The following is a 17,748-nucleotide window of genomic DNA, read 5'->3' as shown; positions in this document are numbered from 1 at the left end:
CAAGAAAAGGCTTAAATATTGCACTTTTCTTGCTTTATTTACGTGTGACTTCTTTTTATTTATGACGTTGTATACCGCCCAAAATATAAAAATAAATCTGTCGAACCATTCCTGAAATATTAAAAATAAATGATATCAACAATATATTGAAAGTTTTTAAATACAGCCTGCTCAGTGATGGTTTCGAGTCGAATATTGCTCTGTCTTTGGGCGCGTTATTTTTATTTTTTGATTACATGATTTGTATTTAAATTTCTTCTTTAGGGTGTGTGATGTCTATTGTTAATTTTCTAATGACTTTCCTGTGTTCCGTATTGGCTGCATCTTCCTTGTGTACGGCAATGCCAGTTTATACAGTATGGATTTCCCGCAAGAGAAAAAAGCTGAAGAAAAAGAATTTTTAGCGAAACAAGATCAAGTTAAAGTGGACTCAAAATCTTTAACTGATGTTTCAAAATAATTGATTCGCCATGGTTTTCGAATAGCATTTCAATAGACTAGAAATACATATTAGAAAAACAATAACCTATAAAAAAAGAGCGCTGATGCGCTCTTTTTTTATATCCAAATTAGTCTTGATCCGAAGTCTTTGCAGCGTCTTCAGGCTGTTGCTCAACTTCAAATCGCTGTTTGCAGTCTAAACATTGGTAGTCGAGAAAAATATTTTGATCGACGATCACGCCGGCTTTTTTACCAAAACGGTGTCCTAGAAAACCGCCGGTAATACCGACGCTAATCGCACCGACAAAAGTCCCGATGGTTCCGCCCATAATCACGCCAAGTGGGCCTGCAGTCACACCACCAATCGCAGCACCAATAGATGCGCCAGATGCCGCACCACCAACAGTCCCTGCAGCAGTTCCTGCACCACTGAGTAAGACCCCACCAATTTTTTGTAAGTTTTGTTCATGGTTACGCTTTTCAATATGGGTTGATCCACATTTTGGACATTTAACTGTCGGTTCCATGTTTTGATCTTCTGTATTCATAACTTTCCGTAGCCTTAAAAAAAATAAAGTGGCCGAATTTATGGTGCAGCATAAAGTAATTTGACAGATGAGTAGTTGACCCATTTGATCAAATGTGACGATTTTCCTGAATTTTATCGAGTTTTGCGCACAGATGTTTTGTCTGCTTGTAACCAAGGCGTTAAAAAGTGCGCTCTACGTCACCTTAATCGTAAGTTTTTAGCAAAAAAAAGAACACCTGATGTGTTCTTTTTTTTTCTTTTGAACGCAAACTTAGTCACGAACAAATTCAACAGTACCATTCGCCAGTGATTTCACACGTGCCAATGATTCAACGCGATAGCCTTTTTCAAGCAAAATATCACGACCAGGTTGGAATGATTTTTCAATCACGATACCGATACCCAATACTTCAGCACTTGCTTGATGAATAAGATCTGCAAGACCTAAAGCCGCTTGACCATTGGCCAAAAAATCGTCAATCACTAAAACTTTATCTTCAGCATTGATGTGCTTTTTAGAAATCGCGATAGTGCTTTCAGTTTGTTTTGTAAAAGAAAACACTTTTGAGCGATACAAATCATCTTTTAAGGTTAAAGATTGATATTTACGTGCAAAAATCACAGGAACACCAAGTTCAAGACCAGCCATTACTGCAGGTGCAATACCTGATGCTTCAATCGTAATGATTTTTGTGATGCCAGCATCTTTAAAAAGACGGGCAAATTCTTGACCAATTTGCTGCATCATCACAGGGTCAATTTGGTGGTTCAGGAAAGAATCGACTTTCAGAACTTCTTCAGAGAGAACGATACCTTCAGCTAAGATTTTCTGTTCCAGAGCGTGCACGGGAGAATCCTCGAGGGGCAGGTGCTTTTTAAAGCAAAAGCGTATTTTAAAAAGCACCGTGAAAAATGCAAGCGAAATTGATCAAATCAATTAATTTGTTGCACCTTTATAGCCCGTTAACAATAAACCGTAAGAGGTTTTATTGTCTTGGTGGGAAACTTTGACAGGTAGATAATCTAGTTTTGGTGCTAACCAGAAAGTCGTTTGACGGCCTGGTTTGTCATGACGCATCACGACTTTAACGGTGTCAAAAGTTCCATAAGTGGTTTTCACTTTTTCAGTGCCTTGTTTCACGAACTTACGAGCTTCAACCTCTTTGGCATCGGCAATGTAGTAATTCGATTTCAAACCACCATTTTTTAAATCTTCACGAATTTGCAATTCAGCATTGAGTTCATCTAACACACCTGATTTCCACGCAAATGAACGCGCTTTATCATCTTTTTTGGTATTAATGGTTTTTGCGCCAGCATTGAAATTGATGTTCATGGTGTTGTTGTGCACCAAAATTTTGCTGCTGCGGCTAAAGCTGTTCGAGTGAATTTGGCTGCCATTTAAACTAAAACGACTGGTTTCAGTTGCAGAGGCCATCGCACCAGCTTTTGCTGCAAAAACATACGTCCAGTTATTCCCAGATTGTTTTAGGGTACGTGTTGCAGAACCCAAGTTTTTGCCGTTGTAATTAAACTGGTAGCTTGCTTGGAATGGACTCATGGCAAATGACTGACTTGAGAAACCAGTCAAAAGCAGTGTAGTCGATACCCCAGCAACAAGACCTAAATTTTTCAAAACTGAATGTGCCATAAGTATGGTTTTCCTATTCAATAGAAGTGCGGTGGGCTAAACCACCTGATATATTTATTATGCGGCTGGATTGTGGAGAATCACGTCACAAATCCGTGCCTAATGTATATATTGTGTAGCGTTTTTATAGGTTCAAGATGCCTAAGTACAGGATAAGTCTAGCTTTCCTTTTGCTTTATAGGCGTGACTTCATCGTCTTTTAAATTTGAATCATCCCAGTCTTCCATCCGTTCTTGCGACATTTTGGTGAACAATGCGGTTAAATTAACATTACCAATCACCACCAATTCGGCCTCACGTAAAACAGCATGGTTGACATGGACTTTGCCCAGTGTGTCGATAATCGATCGACTTTTACCGAGCCAGCGATTCAGGTCTAAATACAGTAAATCATCTTTAACTTTGATCACATTGAGCTTTTCCAAAATCATACCCAATGGATCTTGGTTGAGTACTTTTTGATAGAACCATAACGCCATGCGCACGCCCATCTTATACAGAACATTTGGATACTTTGCTTCAATCACTTGTGTATCACTAATTTGTTCAAATACGATCAATTGGGTTTGTTTGTTGAGTTCCATCTGTACCAGTTTTAAATCAACAGAGAGTGTTATGATCAGCCCGTTATAATCCAATGTGGCATACAGTCGAAGCCAGTCATCATGCAGGTCAGCATGCAAGTCTTTGAGCATTTTCACATTATCGGTGACAAAGCGCTGAAATGTCGCATTTAAAAACACTTGAGACATTGGGAATTCACGCTCATCTTCAATAAATCCTTCAGCTTTTTGGTACACTTGGCGTATACGTTTAGCGATATTGGAAACTAGCGTTTGCATAAGAAGTGCATCCTGACAAATTATGTTTTTTGACGATGTTTATCTTGTCGATTTCTATAAAAACACAAGGTTTTGATCTTGCAGTTTAGCAAAATAAATTGCACCATTTTCATGATTTTAATTGTGCATTATCTATGTGTTGATGGATTTCTCGTTTTCATCAAAAAATGAATACGAGTTTTATTTTATACTGTTTTAAGCAGTTTGGGGAATGCGGCAAATAGTCGGTTTAATGTGATGCTGAAAAAAATAACGTTCATGCCCTTGATGAAAGAGTGGTGGAAAGATCCCATATTTGCAACTGCGTTGGTGTTTGCTGCTGTGTTGCATTTGGCATTTTTAACCATGCAATTTACCATGCCCCAAGAGGCTGACTATAACACCAAAGAAATTGCAGTTTCTTTACGTTCTACGACGGAAAAAATTGAACATGCAGACTTTTTAGCACAAGCCGATCAGCAGGGCTCTGGGACATTCCGTGAGTCACATCGTATGTCGAGTGACATGCCTGCACCGATGATCGAACAAAAAGCCGGTGAGCAAAAAAGTGAAGCTTTAGAACAACTGCAACAAAAGAAAGAACTCAGCTTTGAAGATAAAGTGTTGATGACAACTTTGAGTTGGCAAAAACAAGCGGAAGAAAATAGTCGCAAAAAAGCCGTTGAGGAGTTGAATAGTCAGTTTCAGGCCAAGGCTGCGATGGTGGCGAGTATCGAAGCTCAATATTTACAACGTCAGCAAAACTTTAGCCGTCAGCAAAAAATTAAAACCATTGATGGTATTCAAGCCAAGCAAGATGTTTCTGCTGCTTACATGGAAAAATTTCGCGAAAAAGTCGAATTTTACGGTAACCGTTATTATCCTGAAGCAGCAAAACAGCAGCAGCTCCGCGGTGAAGTACGCTTAATGGTTATTTTGAACAGTAATGGCGGGATTCGTGCCATTCGTTTGATCGAAAGTTCAGGTTCAAACTTATTGGACGAAGCTGCAAAAACCTCTGTACGTAAGGCGGCACCTTTTGGTTTGTTTGATGCCAAAATGAAAGACATCTCAGAACTTCGTATTGTGCGTACTTGGCGCTTCGATCCTGCAGAAGCAGAATTTGAGGTGCGTTAAAATTCAGTCGCGATAGCGTCGCAAAACTTCGCAGATTTCGACGCTAAAATTCGTATACCATTGGTTTTTTCCCAATTGCTGCGCCACTAGATGTTGGGCATCTTGTTGCCAAGCTCGAATGTCTTCTAATGTATTCCAGTAGGAAAGGGCGATTTCATGCTCACCCTCTGTCAGCGCTTCAAAATGTTGACAGTTAAAGTGTGTCAAGGCTTTGTCTCTAAGCTGCTGTGCAGTCGAAAAATACAGCTCATCAAGCGTACGAATGCGTGCTTTAAAAATCACGACATATTGCATATCTTTCCTTCCTTGGTTTCTCTGACGATAAAAAAAAGCGAGCCGTAGCTCGCTTTTTGGGTTCTTAATCTCTTTCCAGATAAGGGTTATCAAAACCCAATTTGGCTAAAATCTCGATTTCCAATGCTTCCATTTCTTCAGCATCTTCATCAGAGGTTTCATGGTCATAGCCCATCAGGTGCAACGTACCGTGTACCAGCATATGCGTAAAGTGGGTCAGGGGTGCTTTGCTTTGTTCTTGTGCTTCACGAAGAACCACAGGAATACAAATCACCAAGTCGCCAATCGGAAATGAGTCTAAAACTGCAGCCATTTCATCGGGGAGATCGCTCGGAAAAGACAACACATTAGTCGGTTTGTCTTTACCACGATATTCCAAGTTCAATTTGTGGCTTTCGTCATTGTCCACACATGCAATACCGATCTCACAATCACTTTGTGTATCGATATGACGTAAAGCCGTTTCCACGACTTTTTTGATATGCGCACGTTTCACCACCAATTCAGGTGACTGAAAATTTTGCTGCAAGGAGAGATTAAGTTTCAAAATGAATCCTTAAATGTTTTCGTCTTGATGCTGCCCATCAGCTTTAGCATCATTGTCCGCGACCAAGGCTTCCTGACGTGCTTTACGTTCTGCACGTTGTTCAGCCGTGAGGCGATGTTGTTCGCTGTCCCATCCCTCATAAGCTTCAACAATTTTTTGAACCAATTGATGACGTACCACGTCACGAGAGTGGAAGCGAGTAATATGAATTTCTTTGATTTTTTCAATCACACGTAAGGCATGTGCCAAACCAGATTGTTGACCACGAGGTAAATCGACCTGTGTAATGTCGCCCGTGATCACCGCTCGAGAACCAAAGCCTAAACGGGTGAGGAACATTTTCATCTGTTCAGGGGTAGTATTCTGTGCTTCATCTAAAATCACAAAAGAATGATTTAAGGTACGACCACGCATGTAGGCCAGTGGTGCAACTTCAATCACTTGACGTTCAATCAGTTTTGCGACTTTTTCAAAACCCAGCATTTCATACAAAGCGTCGTAGAGAGGACGTAAGTAAGGGTCAATTTTTTGGCTCAAATCACCGGGTAAAAAACCCAGTTTTTCACCTGCTTCAACCGCAGGGCGAACCAATAAAATGCGTTGAATTTCGTTACGTTCTAGCATATCTACAGCAGCGGCGACCGCGAGATAAGTTTTACCTGTACCCGCTGGGCCGATACCAAATGAAATATCGCTTTGTAAAATACGCTGTACATAGCGTTTTTGATTGGCGCCACGTGGGTTGATCCGACCTTTACGGGTTTGTAGATAAACATTGTCTAAACCGGTATGCTCATTTTCAGAAAAATCTTCCTGAATTTCGCGGTCAGTCTGACTGCCTTGAATCATCATGTGTAAAATGTCCGCACTAATCTGTAGATTGGTTTCGGACTCTTCATAAAGACGGTGAAGGAGACTTTCGGCTCTCTCTACCGCATCGATTTCCCCATCGATAAAAAAAGCATCTGCACGATGAGAAATTTTGACATCTAAACGTTGTTCAATTTGTTTGAGATGACCGTTATAGGCACCGAGCATGCTTTGTAAACGGTCAAGTGGAATACCAGCAAAAGTTACAGTACGTCGAATCGCTGCAGTCAAGAGAATTCCTTTAAATTGGTCTGACGATTAAGCTTACATTACGCCACGTCAGGCTCAAGATTCAAGAGTTCACCGTAAACAAACTTCAAAGTTTTAATATCGGTCACTTCAATCTCTGCAAAACGCCCAACCCATGCAGGATCACCGATAAAGCTAACCAAACGTGTATTGTCTGCAGTACCAATCAGCAAGTTCGGATCTTTGTCTGAAACAGACTCAATCAAGACACGTTGAATGGTCCCTAGCATTGCATCAGTTTTATCAATACTAGATTGTTTAATCCATTGTTGAACTTTTGCAAGACGTTCTTTTTTCACATCTTCAGGGGTGGTGTCTTCAAGTTCTGAGGCAGGAGTACCCGGACGTTTTGAGTAGATGAAACTGTATGAATGATCGAAGTCCATATCTTGGATAAATTGATAAGTTTCTTCGAAGTTTTCGTCAGTTTCACCCGGGAAGCCAATAATAAAATCGCTAGATAAATGCATATCAGGGCGAACTTGACGTAATTTAGCAATTTTATCGATATATACATCAATCGTGTGGTTACGTTTCATGGCTTGTAGAACGTCATTCGAACCACTTTGAACCGGTAGATGCAAGTGAGAAACCATTTGCGGTAAGTCACGGTAGCATTGAATCAAGTCATCATTAAATTCAAGCGGGTGCGATGTGGTGTAACGAATACGACCAATGCCTGGAATCTCAGCAACTAAACGTAATAAGTCTGCAAAGGTACAGATTTCCCCTTCAAAAGTTTCACCACGGTAGCCATTCACGTTTTGGCCGAGTAATGAAATTTCACGGACACCTTTTTCAGCTAAAGTGGCAATTTCAGCCAATACGTCATCCAGTGGGCGAGAAACCTCTTCACCACGAGTATAAGGAACTACGCAGAATGAACAGTATTTTGAGCAGCCTTCCATAATCGAGACAAAGGCTTTAAAACCTTCTACACGCGGTTCCGGCAAAAAGTCGAATTTTTCAATGTCAGGGAATGAAATATCCACCAACTGAATTTTTTCTTTTTTCGGCTTAACCACTTGTTCAGTGTGTTGATCCAGCATTTGCGGTAAACGATGCAAAGTTTGTGGGCCAAAGACCATATCGACATAAGGCGCACGTTTTTGAATGTTGTCGCCTTCTTGAGATGCCACACAACCACCGACACCAATCACCAAGTCTGGATTTTTTTCTTTCAGCTTGCGCCAGCGACCCAATTCAGAGAACACTTTCTCTTGTGCTTTTTCACGAATCGAACAGGTATTCATGAGCAGAATATCCGCTTCTTTCGGATCATTGGTTAAGACGTAACCGTGTGAATCACCTAAAAGGTCGCCCATACGTTGACTGTCATACTCATTCATCTGACACCCTTGCGTTTCGATGTACAGTTTTTTCACTGCTCCATCTTGAGCTGGGGTGTGCTGTGGCTGGGTAACAGTGTTATCTGGGGCAGCTTGGGCACTATTGGGGATGAAGGTTTGAACCGTCATGTAGGCTCCTAAAGGAATTTTATGAAAATCAATAACCATACGTGGCTGACAGACAATTCAATCAATTGAATTGTGCAGCTGCGGAGGTCAAAAAGGGGATTTTAAGAATGGGCAATATTTTAGCAGTAATTTACTAGAAACTTACAGCCTAAAATGACAACTCTGCCATATTGATTTATGAAGCAAAAATGTTTGAAAATTAATATTGGCTAATCATAAGGTTACATAACAGAACACAATGCAGAGTTTAGAATTATTAAACTAATTCCTAAACAAAGTTCGATGTGCTGTAACTGAGCAGAATGACATGAAAGAAGGCAAGTGGATGTTAAAACATAATTTTAAACAGAAAAATTACGCTAAATTACTTGCTTTGAGTGTCGGGCTCTCCGGAATTTCTGCGTTTGCCCAAGCCGCAGATGAGCAGTTTAACGATGCTTTACGTGCTGCGAATGCAGGCAATATTAGTTTATTACAACAATACCAATCATCTATGCAAAATGACGTTTTGGGTTATTATCCAGAATATTGGTTACTGAATAACAATTTGGCTTCACAACCTGCAAGTGCCATTATTAATTTTGCACAGCGCTATCCAAACTCGGCAATGGCAGAAAAATTAGCCGCAGATTATGTTGAAGAAAAAGTCAAACAAGCTGATTTCGCTACAGCACAGCCTGTCTTGCAATATGTGACTAATGCTGACCGTGCTGAAACATGTGCCATGGCTCAAGTCCGCGCAAAGTCGGGCGACCCTCTGGTTTACGCAGAATTTAAAGATGTATGGTTGACCACAAACTCACACCCTGACTCGTGTACGGGCTTGGGCCGTATGATGCTGTCGAGTCCTTTAATGACTCAAGATGACCGCCATCAACGGATGTGGGGACAGTTAAGAGCGGGTCAGTCAGGACAAGCGATTGCGACTGCGCAAACCATTGGCGTGAATATTAATTTGTCACAACTCAACACCATTCAAGCCAATCCACTGAATTATTTATGGTCTGCACCCAAAGCCACAGCTGAAGATCATGCATACCTGATTTATGCGATGGGTCGCTTGGCCGATAGCGACTTAAATGGCGCGATTTCTTCGGTCAAACGTGCAGCAGAAGGCACACCAGCCGATGTACAAAAAGCCCTATACCGTAGTGTCGGGTATATCGGTGGTACAACGGTAATGAAAAACAATTTCAACCGTGAAGTTCTAAATTATCTTGATTTGAGTTATGGACTGCCTTTTAGTGCAGAAGAGGCCGAGATTTATGCGCGACAAGCCATTCGTTTTGGCGCATGGGAAAGTGTCATTCGTGCAATTGATGCGATGAGCGTTTCGCAAAAGCAGGAAGACCGTTGGCAATATTGGTTAGCACGTGCCTCTGAACAACGTGGAGATGCCTCATCTAAACGTGTGGCTAAAGAAATTTATCGCAAGCTTGCCGTTGGCGATGATTACCATAATTTGTTAGCACGTGACAAAATTGGTCAGTCTTATAACAATATTCCGTCAAATGTGCAGCCTTCGTCACAAGATGCGCAGCGTCTCAGTCAGGATATTCACTTCCGTCGTGCCTTTGCATTGCGCAATATTAATGCATCTGATAGCTATATTAACCGTGAATGGAACTGGGCAGTGCGTCAAGCCTACTTAAAGCATGATGATGGCATGATTCTTGCCGCAGCTAAACGTGCAACCGATATGGGGTGGTATGATCGGGCGATTTATGCGGCAGATCGAACCACTAAACAGCACAATTATGCTTTACGTTATGCTATGCCGCATCAAAATTATGTGGTGAGTCATAGTCGTAATGCCGGCATTGACCCTGCATGGGCTTATGGTTTGATGCGTCAAGAAAGTCGGTTTGTCACTAGCGCACGTTCACATGTCGGTGCCGGTGGTTTAATGCAAATTATGCCAGACACCGCAAAATTGGTGGCTCGTCAGATGGGGGAGAGTTATAACCCCGCTGCATTAACGGATATGAATACCAATATTCGTTATGGCACTTTCTATTTATCGATGATTCAACGTCAATTGAGTAATAGTCCAGTCTTAGCGACCGCAGGTTACAATGCGGGTCCAAATCGTGCTCGACGCTGGCAGCCTGAATATCAAGCAATTGCAGCGGATCAATATACGGAATCGATTCCATTAACGGAAACTCGAGACTATGTAAAACATGTGATGACCAATGCAACCCATTACGGCCTTTTATTAGGTCAGGGGCCACAATCGATTGAAAAAAGAATGCAAATGATTCCATTACGGAATGCGCAATAAATTTTAAAGCAAGATGCGCCTGTTTTTAGGCGCAATATGGGTAAATGATGAATGCCGAAAATGGACATTAGACCTGCTTATCGAATACTGACATCACTGCTCATCGGCAGTGGTGCAGGCTTTGGTATGTCTATGCTTTCGGCTGCACCGGTTGTAAAAGGGTATGTGATGGATGTGCAAATGGTGCCTGCTGTTTGCGCCTATGACCCATTAAAAAGTAAAAAACGTAAATGTTTAGAAGGGTATTCACTCAATATCACGGGTCTATATCCAGAAACCTCTACACGTGATTGCACGACCAATAGTTCAGCTAAACTTTCTCCGTTGCAAGCGAAAGTGGTTGCACGGATTATGCCTGATGAAAATGCTCGCGTGGCTCTTTGGCACACTACCGGCGGCTGTGTCCCAATGAATGCTAGCCAGTATTTCAGAACCATTATTAATCATGCAGATAAGCTAAAAATTCCAGATGAATTGACCAGTCAAGAAACCCAATCCATTCAAGCCAATGTCTTGCGTAATAAAATGTTGCGTATGAACAGCGGATTGGTATCACAAAGTATTGAATTTAACTGTATGCAAACCCGTGGTGGTAGTCTGCTGACTGAGATTAAAATTTGCTATAAAAACAATGGTCAGTACAAAAGTTGCCCTGCGACTATCGTCGGAAATTGTCCTGCAACTTTCATAATTAAAGGTTCTTTCTAAGCTTTTTTCGGCATTTTATTTATATTTCCTATCATACTTTTGTTGAAAAGCATTCTCTTTTACATGCAAGCGTCAAAAGATTGGAGTACAATCTTTGCCGTTTATGATTATTAAGATTAGATAGAACAGCTATTTAATCATTATGACCTTCCTCAATTGGAGATAATTACATGAAGCAAGCAGTTCGTGTTGCCGTTACTGGCGCAGCTGGTCAAATCGGTTATAGCTTATTATTCCGTATCGCAAGCGGTGAAATGTTGGGTAAAGACCAACCAGTTATCCTTCAATTATTAGAAATTCCAGTTGAGAAAGCTCAACAAGCGCTTAAAGGCGTAATGATGGAACTTGATGACTGCGCATTCCCTCTTTTAGAAGGTATGATCGGTACTGATGATCCTAAAGTTGCATTCAAAGATGCTGACTACGCTCTTCTTGTAGGTTCACGTCCACGTGGTCCTGGTATGGAACGTGCTGACCTTCTTAAAGTAAACGGTGAAATCTTCATCGGTCAAGGCCAAGCGCTTAACGAAGTTGCTAGCCGTGACGTTAAAGTTCTTGTTGTAGGTAACCCTGCAAACACTAACGCTTACATCGCAATGAAATCTGCTCCAGATCTTCCAGCGAAAAACTTCACAGCAATGTTACGTCTTGACCACAACCGTGCGTTAACTCAACTTGCTCAAAAAGCAGGTGTTGCAGTTTCTGACATCGAAAACATGACAGTTTGGGGTAACCACTCTCCAACGATGTATGCTGACTACCGTTTTGCAAATGTAAACGGCGAAAGCTTAAAAGACAAAATCAACGATGCTGCTTGGAACAAAGACGTATTCCTTCCAACTGTTGGTAAACGTGGTGCTGCGATCATCGAAGCACGTGGTCTTTCTTCTGCTGCTTCTGCTGCAAACGCTGCAATCGACCATATGCGCGATTGGGCTCTTGGCACAAACGGCAAATGGGTAACTATGGGTATTCCTTCTGACGGTTCTTATGGTATTCCTGAAGGCGTAATGTTCGGTTTCCCTGTAACAACTGAAAACGGCGAATACAAAATCGTTCAAGGTCTTGAAATCGACGAATTCAGCCGTGAACGTATCAACTTCACTCTAAACGAGCTTGAAGAAGAACGTGCAGCAGTTGCTGACATGGTTAAATAATTTAATTTTTTAAATTAAATTATAAAAAGGCACTCCATTTGGGGTGCTTTTTTTATGGCCTGCGAAAAATACCACGCTTAATTTTTGAACAAAAAATAACACGTTGAGATGCTGTTGCAACTGACAAAGTCAAATAAACAGATAACTATAAAGATGGGAAAAATGTTATTGGCTTGAGGAGAACGGCAATGTTTGATCAACAACCGACGTTGGAACTATTTTTTGAACAATTGGGGTTGGATGCAACTCCGGAAGGCATCGATCAATTTATCGAAACGCATCAAATCACCATGGATGTTCCATTGCATGAAGCGCCATTTTGGACGAAGTCACAGCGTGACTTTATTATCAGTCATTGGAAAAAAGATGATGACTGGGCCATAGTGGTCGATATTTTAAATGAACAATTGCATACAGAACATAAGCTTTCCGGATCATGCAAAATCTAAATACAATTTGAAACAACAAACCTAGTTTTAACGCTAGGTTTTTTTATCGGCATCATATAAATTAATTAAATAATAAATGACAGATTAGTTGATAAGGAGGGCGAGATGCTCAATCAAAATAAACCATCCTTAGCTTTATTGTTTTCTCAATTGGGGTTAGCCAGCAGTCCAGCTGCGATCGAGTTATACGTACGTACGCATCAGCTTGCTGCAAGTGAAAATTTACATGATGCGCCGTTTTGGAATAAAGCGCAGCGTGATTTTCTAATCAGTCATTTAGTACAAGATGATGATTGGGCAATTTGGATTGATGAGCTGAATCAACAGTTGCATATGGATGCATATAAGCTGCAGCCAGCATAGATTTCATTTCTCCACAAATAAAAAAACACCTCCTCGGAGGTGTTTTTTTATTTAGTGCAGTTTGCTTTGGCGTAATTCTGAAAACCAGTCTTCTTGGCGATATGGATTAAATGCAGGATGCTCAAGTAATGTGGTCAGTTTGAATTCTTGAGATTTGCAGTATTTATTTAACCAGTGGCGGGTTAACGCAGGTTCCTGTTTTACCGCAGAGGCATAGGCCAAGTAGAAGTAAATGTCGCCATGTTCAGCTTTGGACATCGGTTTCATAATCTGCTGGGTAATCAGGGCATAGCGCTGCTCTTGGGTAATTTCAAAAAATATCATATAAGCTTTGGCTAAATGTACAGACAAATTGATGTATAGCTCAATCGGCATTTCTTCAAATTCAATCCGGCTTTGCTCAAGTAGAACAATGGCTTCTTGCAGAAAATACACTTGTTCTTGATGGTTCTTACTTAAATTAACCAATTGCAGGCGTAAGTCTGCACGCTCAAGGGCAAGTTCAGGGCTGTTGCCTTGTAGAAATAATTGATCGGTTTCGCCAATACGCTGAATAATTTTATGACTGTTTTGACGCATCGGGTACATCCTCATCTATGAATGACTCATATATGAGGATAGTTTAAGGGATTTAAAGGAGGAATCTCGAATTACCACATCGAGTTGTCATTACGTAGCCAAGCCGTAATCGATAAACGTTGATGTTTAGCTTCGAGTACCTCGTGTAATAGGTCACTTTGGAATAACGCAATGCGATTCGGTTTAGGTTCTAAAATATGCCAAACATCATTCTTATCTTGTAAGCGCAATTCACCGCCCCAGTCGGCTTGCCAATATTCATGCAAATAATAAACCGCTGAAATGACACGTCCATTTTTGCCTTGAGGATTATCTTTGTGTAGTGCATAAAACTCACCTGCGTTATAACAAGCAAAATGTGCTTCGACTTCGTGAATGTTAGAAAAAAATGCGCGATTAAATTGTTCTGATAAAAGTTCTAAGGCTTGAACGTGTTCTTGTGCGACATCTAATGTGTCGTTAATCCATAAAATATGATCACTTCTAATTTTACTGATGACCCCATTTTGTACGGCTGCATCCCTAAATTTATTTAAATTTGACATACATTCTTCAACAAGTGCATGTATATATTCAGCAGGATAAGCGTCATCAATAATGCTAAACCCGTGTTGATCTAAATCATCGAGGATTTGATCAACGGGCCAAGACTTTGGGAGAAAGGCTGTTTCCATATACGATCCATAAAGTTGTGGAAAAAAAGGTGACGTATTCTAGAGCAAGAATAGCATCGGAATGAAACTATTTTTCATGCTAAAATGTCCGTTGATATCAGGAATTAAAGAAACATGAATTACCGTCACCATTTCCATGCAGGCAATTTTGCCGACGTGATGAAGCACGTTTTGCTGCTTCAGTTATTAAGTCGACTGAATGCAAAAGATAAACCTTATCGCTATGTAGATACACATGGTGGTGCAGGTAAATATGATCTTTCGACCTCTGAAGCACAGAAATCAGGTGAGTTTTTAAATGGTATTCATCGTTTAGTTAAGCTCGATGATTCGATTAAACGCAATGCGCCTGAAGGTGTTCAACAATATTTAAAAGTTGTTGAAAAAATGCGTGAAAACTTTGGTAAAGGCGCTTATCCAGGTTCTCCATGGTTTGCACTCGAAGGCATGCGTGAAACTGATAAAGCCACGATTTTTGAAATGCAGCGCGATGTATTCCAACAATTGCGCCACAATATTTTTGATAAACGTGCAGGCTTGCATGAGCGTGATGCTTACGAAGGTTTATTGGGTGTAATTCCACCAAAAGAAAAACGTGGTTTGGTCATGATTGACCCGCCTTACGAATTAGAACGTAAAGATTTTCCACAGCTTGTAGAATTATTGGTGGCTGCTTATAAAAAATGGCCGACAGGCGTTTTTGCGGTATGGTATCCAATTAAAGACCGCGCGATGATCGAACGTTTTGAAAAGAAAATGTACAAAACTGGCATTCGTCGTCAGTTGGTTTGTGAAATTTGCGTATGGCCAGATGACACTCCAGTGGGTCTAAATGGTTGTGGTTTATTGGTGATTAACCCACCTTGGAAATTCTCTGAAGATGCGGATGAAGCATTACAATGGTTGTTCCCACATCTTCGTATGAATGAAAATGGTGGTCATGCAGCCGTACGTTGGTTGGTTGGCGAATAATTTTAAACTTGAAAAAGAAAGGTCACAGTTAGGATCGAACAATGACAAATACAAATAAACCTGAGCGGGAAATTTCTTCAAAGGATGAAAATGCATTTGATGGCATTACATTTGAAGTTGAAGAAGAGGAGCACACCCATGAAGGGCATAAAGTGAAACGTCGTGGGATCTATCTGTGGCCAAACTTGATTACAACTGCTGCGTTGTTATCTGGCTTTTATTCAATTATTGCCAGTATGAATGGTGAGTTTCAACAAGCCATTTATGCCATTTTCCTTGCAGCATTATTTGATGGTTTGGATGGCCGTGTCGCACGTGCTATCGGCGCGCAAAGTCCATTTGGTGAACAGTTTGACTCCTTATCAGACTTATTAGCATTTGGTGTTGCACCTGCCATTTTAATGTATAGCTGGAGTCTAAATGACTTAGGCCGTATTGGTCTGGCAGCATGTTTTGTTTACACCGCATGTGCAGCCTTCCGTTTAGCGCGTTTTAACGTACAAATTGGGGTTGTCGATAAACGTTACTTTATTGGTGTTGCAAGTCCACTCGCAGCCGTTATGATTATTTCATTGGTATGGGTAGGCATGGACATCCCTGCAGTCTTCGACTTACGCGAAACAGGTATTCAGATTTTTAATGCGGTAGTGATTATTGCAGTGGGTCTATTGATGATCTCAAATGTGAAATACTATTCATTTAAAACGGTGGATCGTCGCCGTGTTCCATTTGCCGTGTTACCAATAATCGTCTTTGTTTTAGCAGCTGTAACGTATAATATTCCAATGGGTATTTTAATTATTTCAGTGATTTATGCATTGTCTGGTTTTGTCACCACCTTAATGGCAAAAAAGGCAGAAGCATGAGTTAAAGCATGAAATAAAAAAATGAAAAGGAGCTTGATATGCAGATATTTCAAGATTTCTTGGATCAATCAAGGCGACTGAATCAAGCTCCAGATTTACAACATAAAAAAATAAATTTACATGCGCCGAATACGCCATATCCTTCAGTCCATTATGGACTTTGTCTACCGAATCTTCCTGCGCCATTACATTATCTTAACTTTATGAGTTGGCTCGGGCAGCCTCAGATTCCTGCTTTTCAAAATCCTGCGTCCATTCAACAAGACGAACTCAATACAGCCACAGTAATGACCAGTGTGAGCGGTCATATGGTTGGTCAATTACAATCATATTCCATTAAAGATGACTGTAGTCTGAGTGATACCGTCTTTAAATTTAGAGATAAAGAGCAGATCGGTTGGGATGGAGCGGTATTTCAAATCCATCGAGCAGATACTGAACTCAGTTTAGATTTGTCCGTGCAAACTACCGATATTTCTTCTTGTTTAATAAAATTAAGATTAGGTCTTGCTGAATATTGGTCGGTGATGTGCCAATGTGAAGGGCAAATCAAATTTCAGGGCCAGATGTATGATGTAAATCAGTTGGCGGTTTTGTCTTATGCACAAATACGCAAGTTTCCATATTTACCTTTGGCGTTTTATACCCATCAGGTGATCAACCTGAGCCGAAAGCGTCAAATCATCTTTATGCAAACGCGAGACCGCTATAACAATATTTTGAGTTCACGTTTATATCTAAGAGATTTAAATCAGCAGCAAGTGTTCATGGCAGACCAAGCCGTGTTCTTTAAAGTCATGCGCGTTTATCCTGTGGTTAAAACCCCAAATTTGCAAAAAATGTATTTGCCACGTGAATTTGAATGGATTTACCAAAATGACAAACTGAAAATACATGTACAAGCACAGAGTCGTGGGGATTTTAAATTTGGACTCGGCGCAGGCTATGCAGGAAGCTTTAACTATCAAATCAAAATCAACGACGAAATCGAGTGTGGGGAAGGTGGCTACTGTGAATATGTCGATTGTCGAGCTTTAAAATGGCAAGAAAAGAATGAAAAAGATAAATTAACGGATAAATATGGAAATATTGTCCCTTTTATGCTCAAAAAATAGTAAAAAAATTTGATTTAGTAGAATAAATAAACAAACGTAATGAAAAATTAAAAATAAATGGAAAAGGGTGTTGCAACGGATGTGAAATGCTGTAGAATGCACATCCATCGGCGGTGATGAAGATTAAAACTTCTGATAAAACAATGACTTGGTTGAATTGATTAAGTTAGGTTTTATTTGATAAGTTTAAAATAATTTGAATTACCGGTTGACTCTTTAGAAATAAAGAGTAATATAGCCGACCTAGCTTGCTGGTGACGAACCAACAAGAAGATCATTAAGAGATTATGAAGAACAACTTGTGTGGATTTTTACTGATTGATTGATCGAAATTATTTTCATTGATTGATGGTAGAAATTACTCGAAGTTTATTTGAGCAAATTTTTGTCAGTAATTGATGAGCCAAGATTGGTACCCTTTAAGGTGCTACAAAGTATTAAACTGAAGAGTTTGATCATGGCTCAGATTGAACGCTGGCGGCAGGCTTAACACATGCAAGTCGAGCGGGAATAGGTAGCTTGCTACCGATTTCTAGCGGCGGACGGGTGAGTAATGCTTAGGAA

At 40.5% G+C, this 17,748-nt stretch carries 20 protein-coding genes and 1 rRNA gene; 11 read left to right on the top strand and 10 right to left on the bottom strand.

Annotation, left to right across the window (positions count from 1 at the left end):
• Positions 1-304 precede the first annotated feature (304 nt).
• Complete coding sequence (locus FTU38_RS00660; RefSeq protein WP_180110372.1) at positions 305-460, top strand: hypothetical protein; 156 nt, start codon at positions 305-307, stop codon at positions 458-460.
• A 109-nt stretch (positions 461-569) separates the two neighbouring features.
• On the opposite strand, the gene FTU38_RS00655 is transcribed toward FTU38_RS00660, so the two are convergent.
• The 4 genes from FTU38_RS00655 to FTU38_RS00640 all read right to left on the bottom strand — a co-directional run bounded on the left by FTU38_RS00655 (position 570) and on the right by FTU38_RS00640 (position 3,463).
• Positions 570-968 carry a hypothetical protein gene (locus FTU38_RS00655; RefSeq protein ID WP_143221573.1) on the bottom strand — a complete coding sequence of 133 codons (399 nt, stop codon included), beginning with the start codon at positions 966-968 and terminating at the stop codon, positions 570-572.
• Between the two features lie 273 nt (positions 969-1,241).
• The gene (locus FTU38_RS00650; protein WP_078189246.1) at positions 1,242-1,817 is read right to left on the bottom strand and encodes a xanthine phosphoribosyltransferase; all 576 of its coding nucleotides are present in this window, start codon (positions 1,815-1,817) and stop codon (positions 1,242-1,244) included.
• A 90-nt stretch (positions 1,818-1,907) separates the two neighbouring features.
• A complete protein-coding gene (locus FTU38_RS00645) occupies positions 1,908-2,621 on the bottom strand; it encodes a DUF3108 domain-containing protein (protein WP_180010540.1) in 714 nt (237 codons plus the stop codon).
• Positions 2,622-2,779: 158 nt separating this feature from the next.
• Positions 2,780-3,463 carry a hypothetical protein gene (locus tag FTU38_RS00640; protein ID WP_111885941.1) on the bottom strand — a complete coding sequence of 228 codons (684 nt, stop codon included), beginning with the start codon at positions 3,461-3,463 and terminating at the stop codon, positions 2,780-2,782.
• A gap of 258 nt (positions 3,464-3,721) precedes the next feature.
• Between FTU38_RS00640 and FTU38_RS00635 the strand changes: the two genes are divergently transcribed.
• Complete coding sequence (locus tag FTU38_RS00635; protein WP_218954682.1) at positions 3,722-4,579, top strand: energy transducer TonB; 858 nt, start codon at positions 3,722-3,724, stop codon at positions 4,577-4,579.
• 3 nt (positions 4,580-4,582) lie between these two features.
• Here FTU38_RS00635 and FTU38_RS00630 read toward each other — a convergent pair whose 3' ends face one another.
• From FTU38_RS00630 to miaB, 4 genes are all read right to left on the bottom strand, one after another.
• Positions 4,583-4,873, bottom strand: a complete 291-nt coding sequence (locus tag FTU38_RS00630; RefSeq protein ID WP_180110370.1) for an antibiotic biosynthesis monooxygenase — start codon at positions 4,871-4,873, stop codon at positions 4,583-4,585.
• Positions 4,874-4,937: 64 nt separating this feature from the next.
• Complete coding sequence (gene ybeY, locus FTU38_RS00625) at positions 4,938-5,420, bottom strand: rRNA maturation RNase YbeY (protein WP_078192431.1); 483 nt, start codon at positions 5,418-5,420, stop codon at positions 4,938-4,940.
• Between the two features lie 9 nt (positions 5,421-5,429).
• Positions 5,430-6,521: a PhoH family protein gene (locus FTU38_RS00620; protein ID WP_180103026.1), complete on the bottom strand. Its 1,092-nt coding sequence runs from the start codon at positions 6,519-6,521 to the stop codon at positions 5,430-5,432.
• 38 nt (positions 6,522-6,559) lie between these two features.
• Entirely contained in the window at positions 6,560-8,017 is a 1,458-nt protein-coding gene (miaB, locus tag FTU38_RS00615; RefSeq protein ID WP_078192429.1) for a tRNA (N6-isopentenyl adenosine(37)-C2)-methylthiotransferase MiaB, read from the bottom strand.
• A gap of 307 nt (positions 8,018-8,324) precedes the next feature.
• On the opposite strand from miaB, the gene FTU38_RS00610 reads away from it, so the two are divergent.
• The 5 genes from FTU38_RS00610 to FTU38_RS00590 all read left to right on the top strand — a co-directional run bounded on the left by FTU38_RS00610 (position 8,325) and on the right by FTU38_RS00590 (position 12,978).
• Positions 8,325-10,301: a lytic transglycosylase domain-containing protein gene (locus FTU38_RS00610; protein WP_180110369.1), complete on the top strand. Its 1,977-nt coding sequence runs from the start codon at positions 8,325-8,327 to the stop codon at positions 10,299-10,301.
• 126 nt (positions 10,302-10,427) lie between these two features.
• The gene (locus FTU38_RS00605; RefSeq protein WP_257220819.1) at positions 10,428-11,009 is read left to right on the top strand and encodes a ribonuclease I; all 582 of its coding nucleotides are present in this window, start codon (positions 10,428-10,430) and stop codon (positions 11,007-11,009) included.
• 170 nt (positions 11,010-11,179) lie between these two features.
• Positions 11,180-12,166, top strand: coding sequence for a malate dehydrogenase (locus tag FTU38_RS00600; protein ID WP_078189236.1), 987 nt, complete (start codon positions 11,180-11,182; stop codon positions 12,164-12,166).
• Between the two features lie 188 nt (positions 12,167-12,354).
• Positions 12,355-12,615: a DUF2789 family protein gene (locus FTU38_RS00595; RefSeq protein WP_180003486.1), complete on the top strand. Its 261-nt coding sequence runs from the start codon at positions 12,355-12,357 to the stop codon at positions 12,613-12,615.
• Positions 12,616-12,720: 105 nt separating this feature from the next.
• Positions 12,721-12,978, top strand: coding sequence for a DUF2789 family protein (locus tag FTU38_RS00590; protein ID WP_078189234.1), 258 nt, complete (start codon positions 12,721-12,723; stop codon positions 12,976-12,978).
• Positions 12,979-13,029: 51 nt separating this feature from the next.
• Here the strand turns inward: FTU38_RS00590 and FTU38_RS00585 are convergent, their stop codons facing one another.
• Both FTU38_RS00585 and FTU38_RS00580 read right to left on the bottom strand, forming a co-directional pair.
• Positions 13,030-13,557, bottom strand: a complete 528-nt coding sequence (locus tag FTU38_RS00585; protein ID WP_078192424.1) for a hypothetical protein — start codon at positions 13,555-13,557, stop codon at positions 13,030-13,032.
• 71 nt (positions 13,558-13,628) lie between these two features.
• A complete protein-coding gene (locus FTU38_RS00580) occupies positions 13,629-14,231 on the bottom strand; it encodes a 2OG-Fe(II) oxygenase (protein WP_180062876.1) in 603 nt (200 codons plus the stop codon).
• Between the two features lie 114 nt (positions 14,232-14,345).
• On the opposite strand from FTU38_RS00580, the gene FTU38_RS00575 reads away from it, so the two are divergent.
• From FTU38_RS00575 to FTU38_RS00560, 4 genes are all read left to right on the top strand, one after another.
• Positions 14,346-15,203 carry a 23S rRNA (adenine(2030)-N(6))-methyltransferase RlmJ gene (locus FTU38_RS00575; protein WP_078189232.1) on the top strand — a complete coding sequence of 286 codons (858 nt, stop codon included), beginning with the start codon at positions 14,346-14,348 and terminating at the stop codon, positions 15,201-15,203.
• A 41-nt stretch (positions 15,204-15,244) separates the two neighbouring features.
• Positions 15,245-16,069 carry a CDP-diacylglycerol--serine O-phosphatidyltransferase gene (pssA, locus tag FTU38_RS00570; protein ID WP_078189231.1) on the top strand — a complete coding sequence of 275 codons (825 nt, stop codon included), beginning with the start codon at positions 15,245-15,247 and terminating at the stop codon, positions 16,067-16,069.
• Positions 16,070-16,107: 38 nt separating this feature from the next.
• Positions 16,108-17,184 carry a DUF6670 family protein gene (locus FTU38_RS00565; RefSeq protein ID WP_180110368.1) on the top strand — a complete coding sequence of 359 codons (1,077 nt, stop codon included), beginning with the start codon at positions 16,108-16,110 and terminating at the stop codon, positions 17,182-17,184.
• Positions 17,185-17,623: 439 nt separating this feature from the next.
• Positions 17,624-17,748 (top strand): 16S ribosomal RNA (locus tag FTU38_RS00560); the annotation flags it as partial.

The organism is Acinetobacter sp. YH12098 (assembly GCF_013419235.1).
Classification (GTDB): Bacteria; Pseudomonadota; Gammaproteobacteria; order Pseudomonadales; family Moraxellaceae; genus Acinetobacter; species Acinetobacter amyesii.
This window is presented reverse-complemented; position numbering and strand designations above follow the sequence as displayed.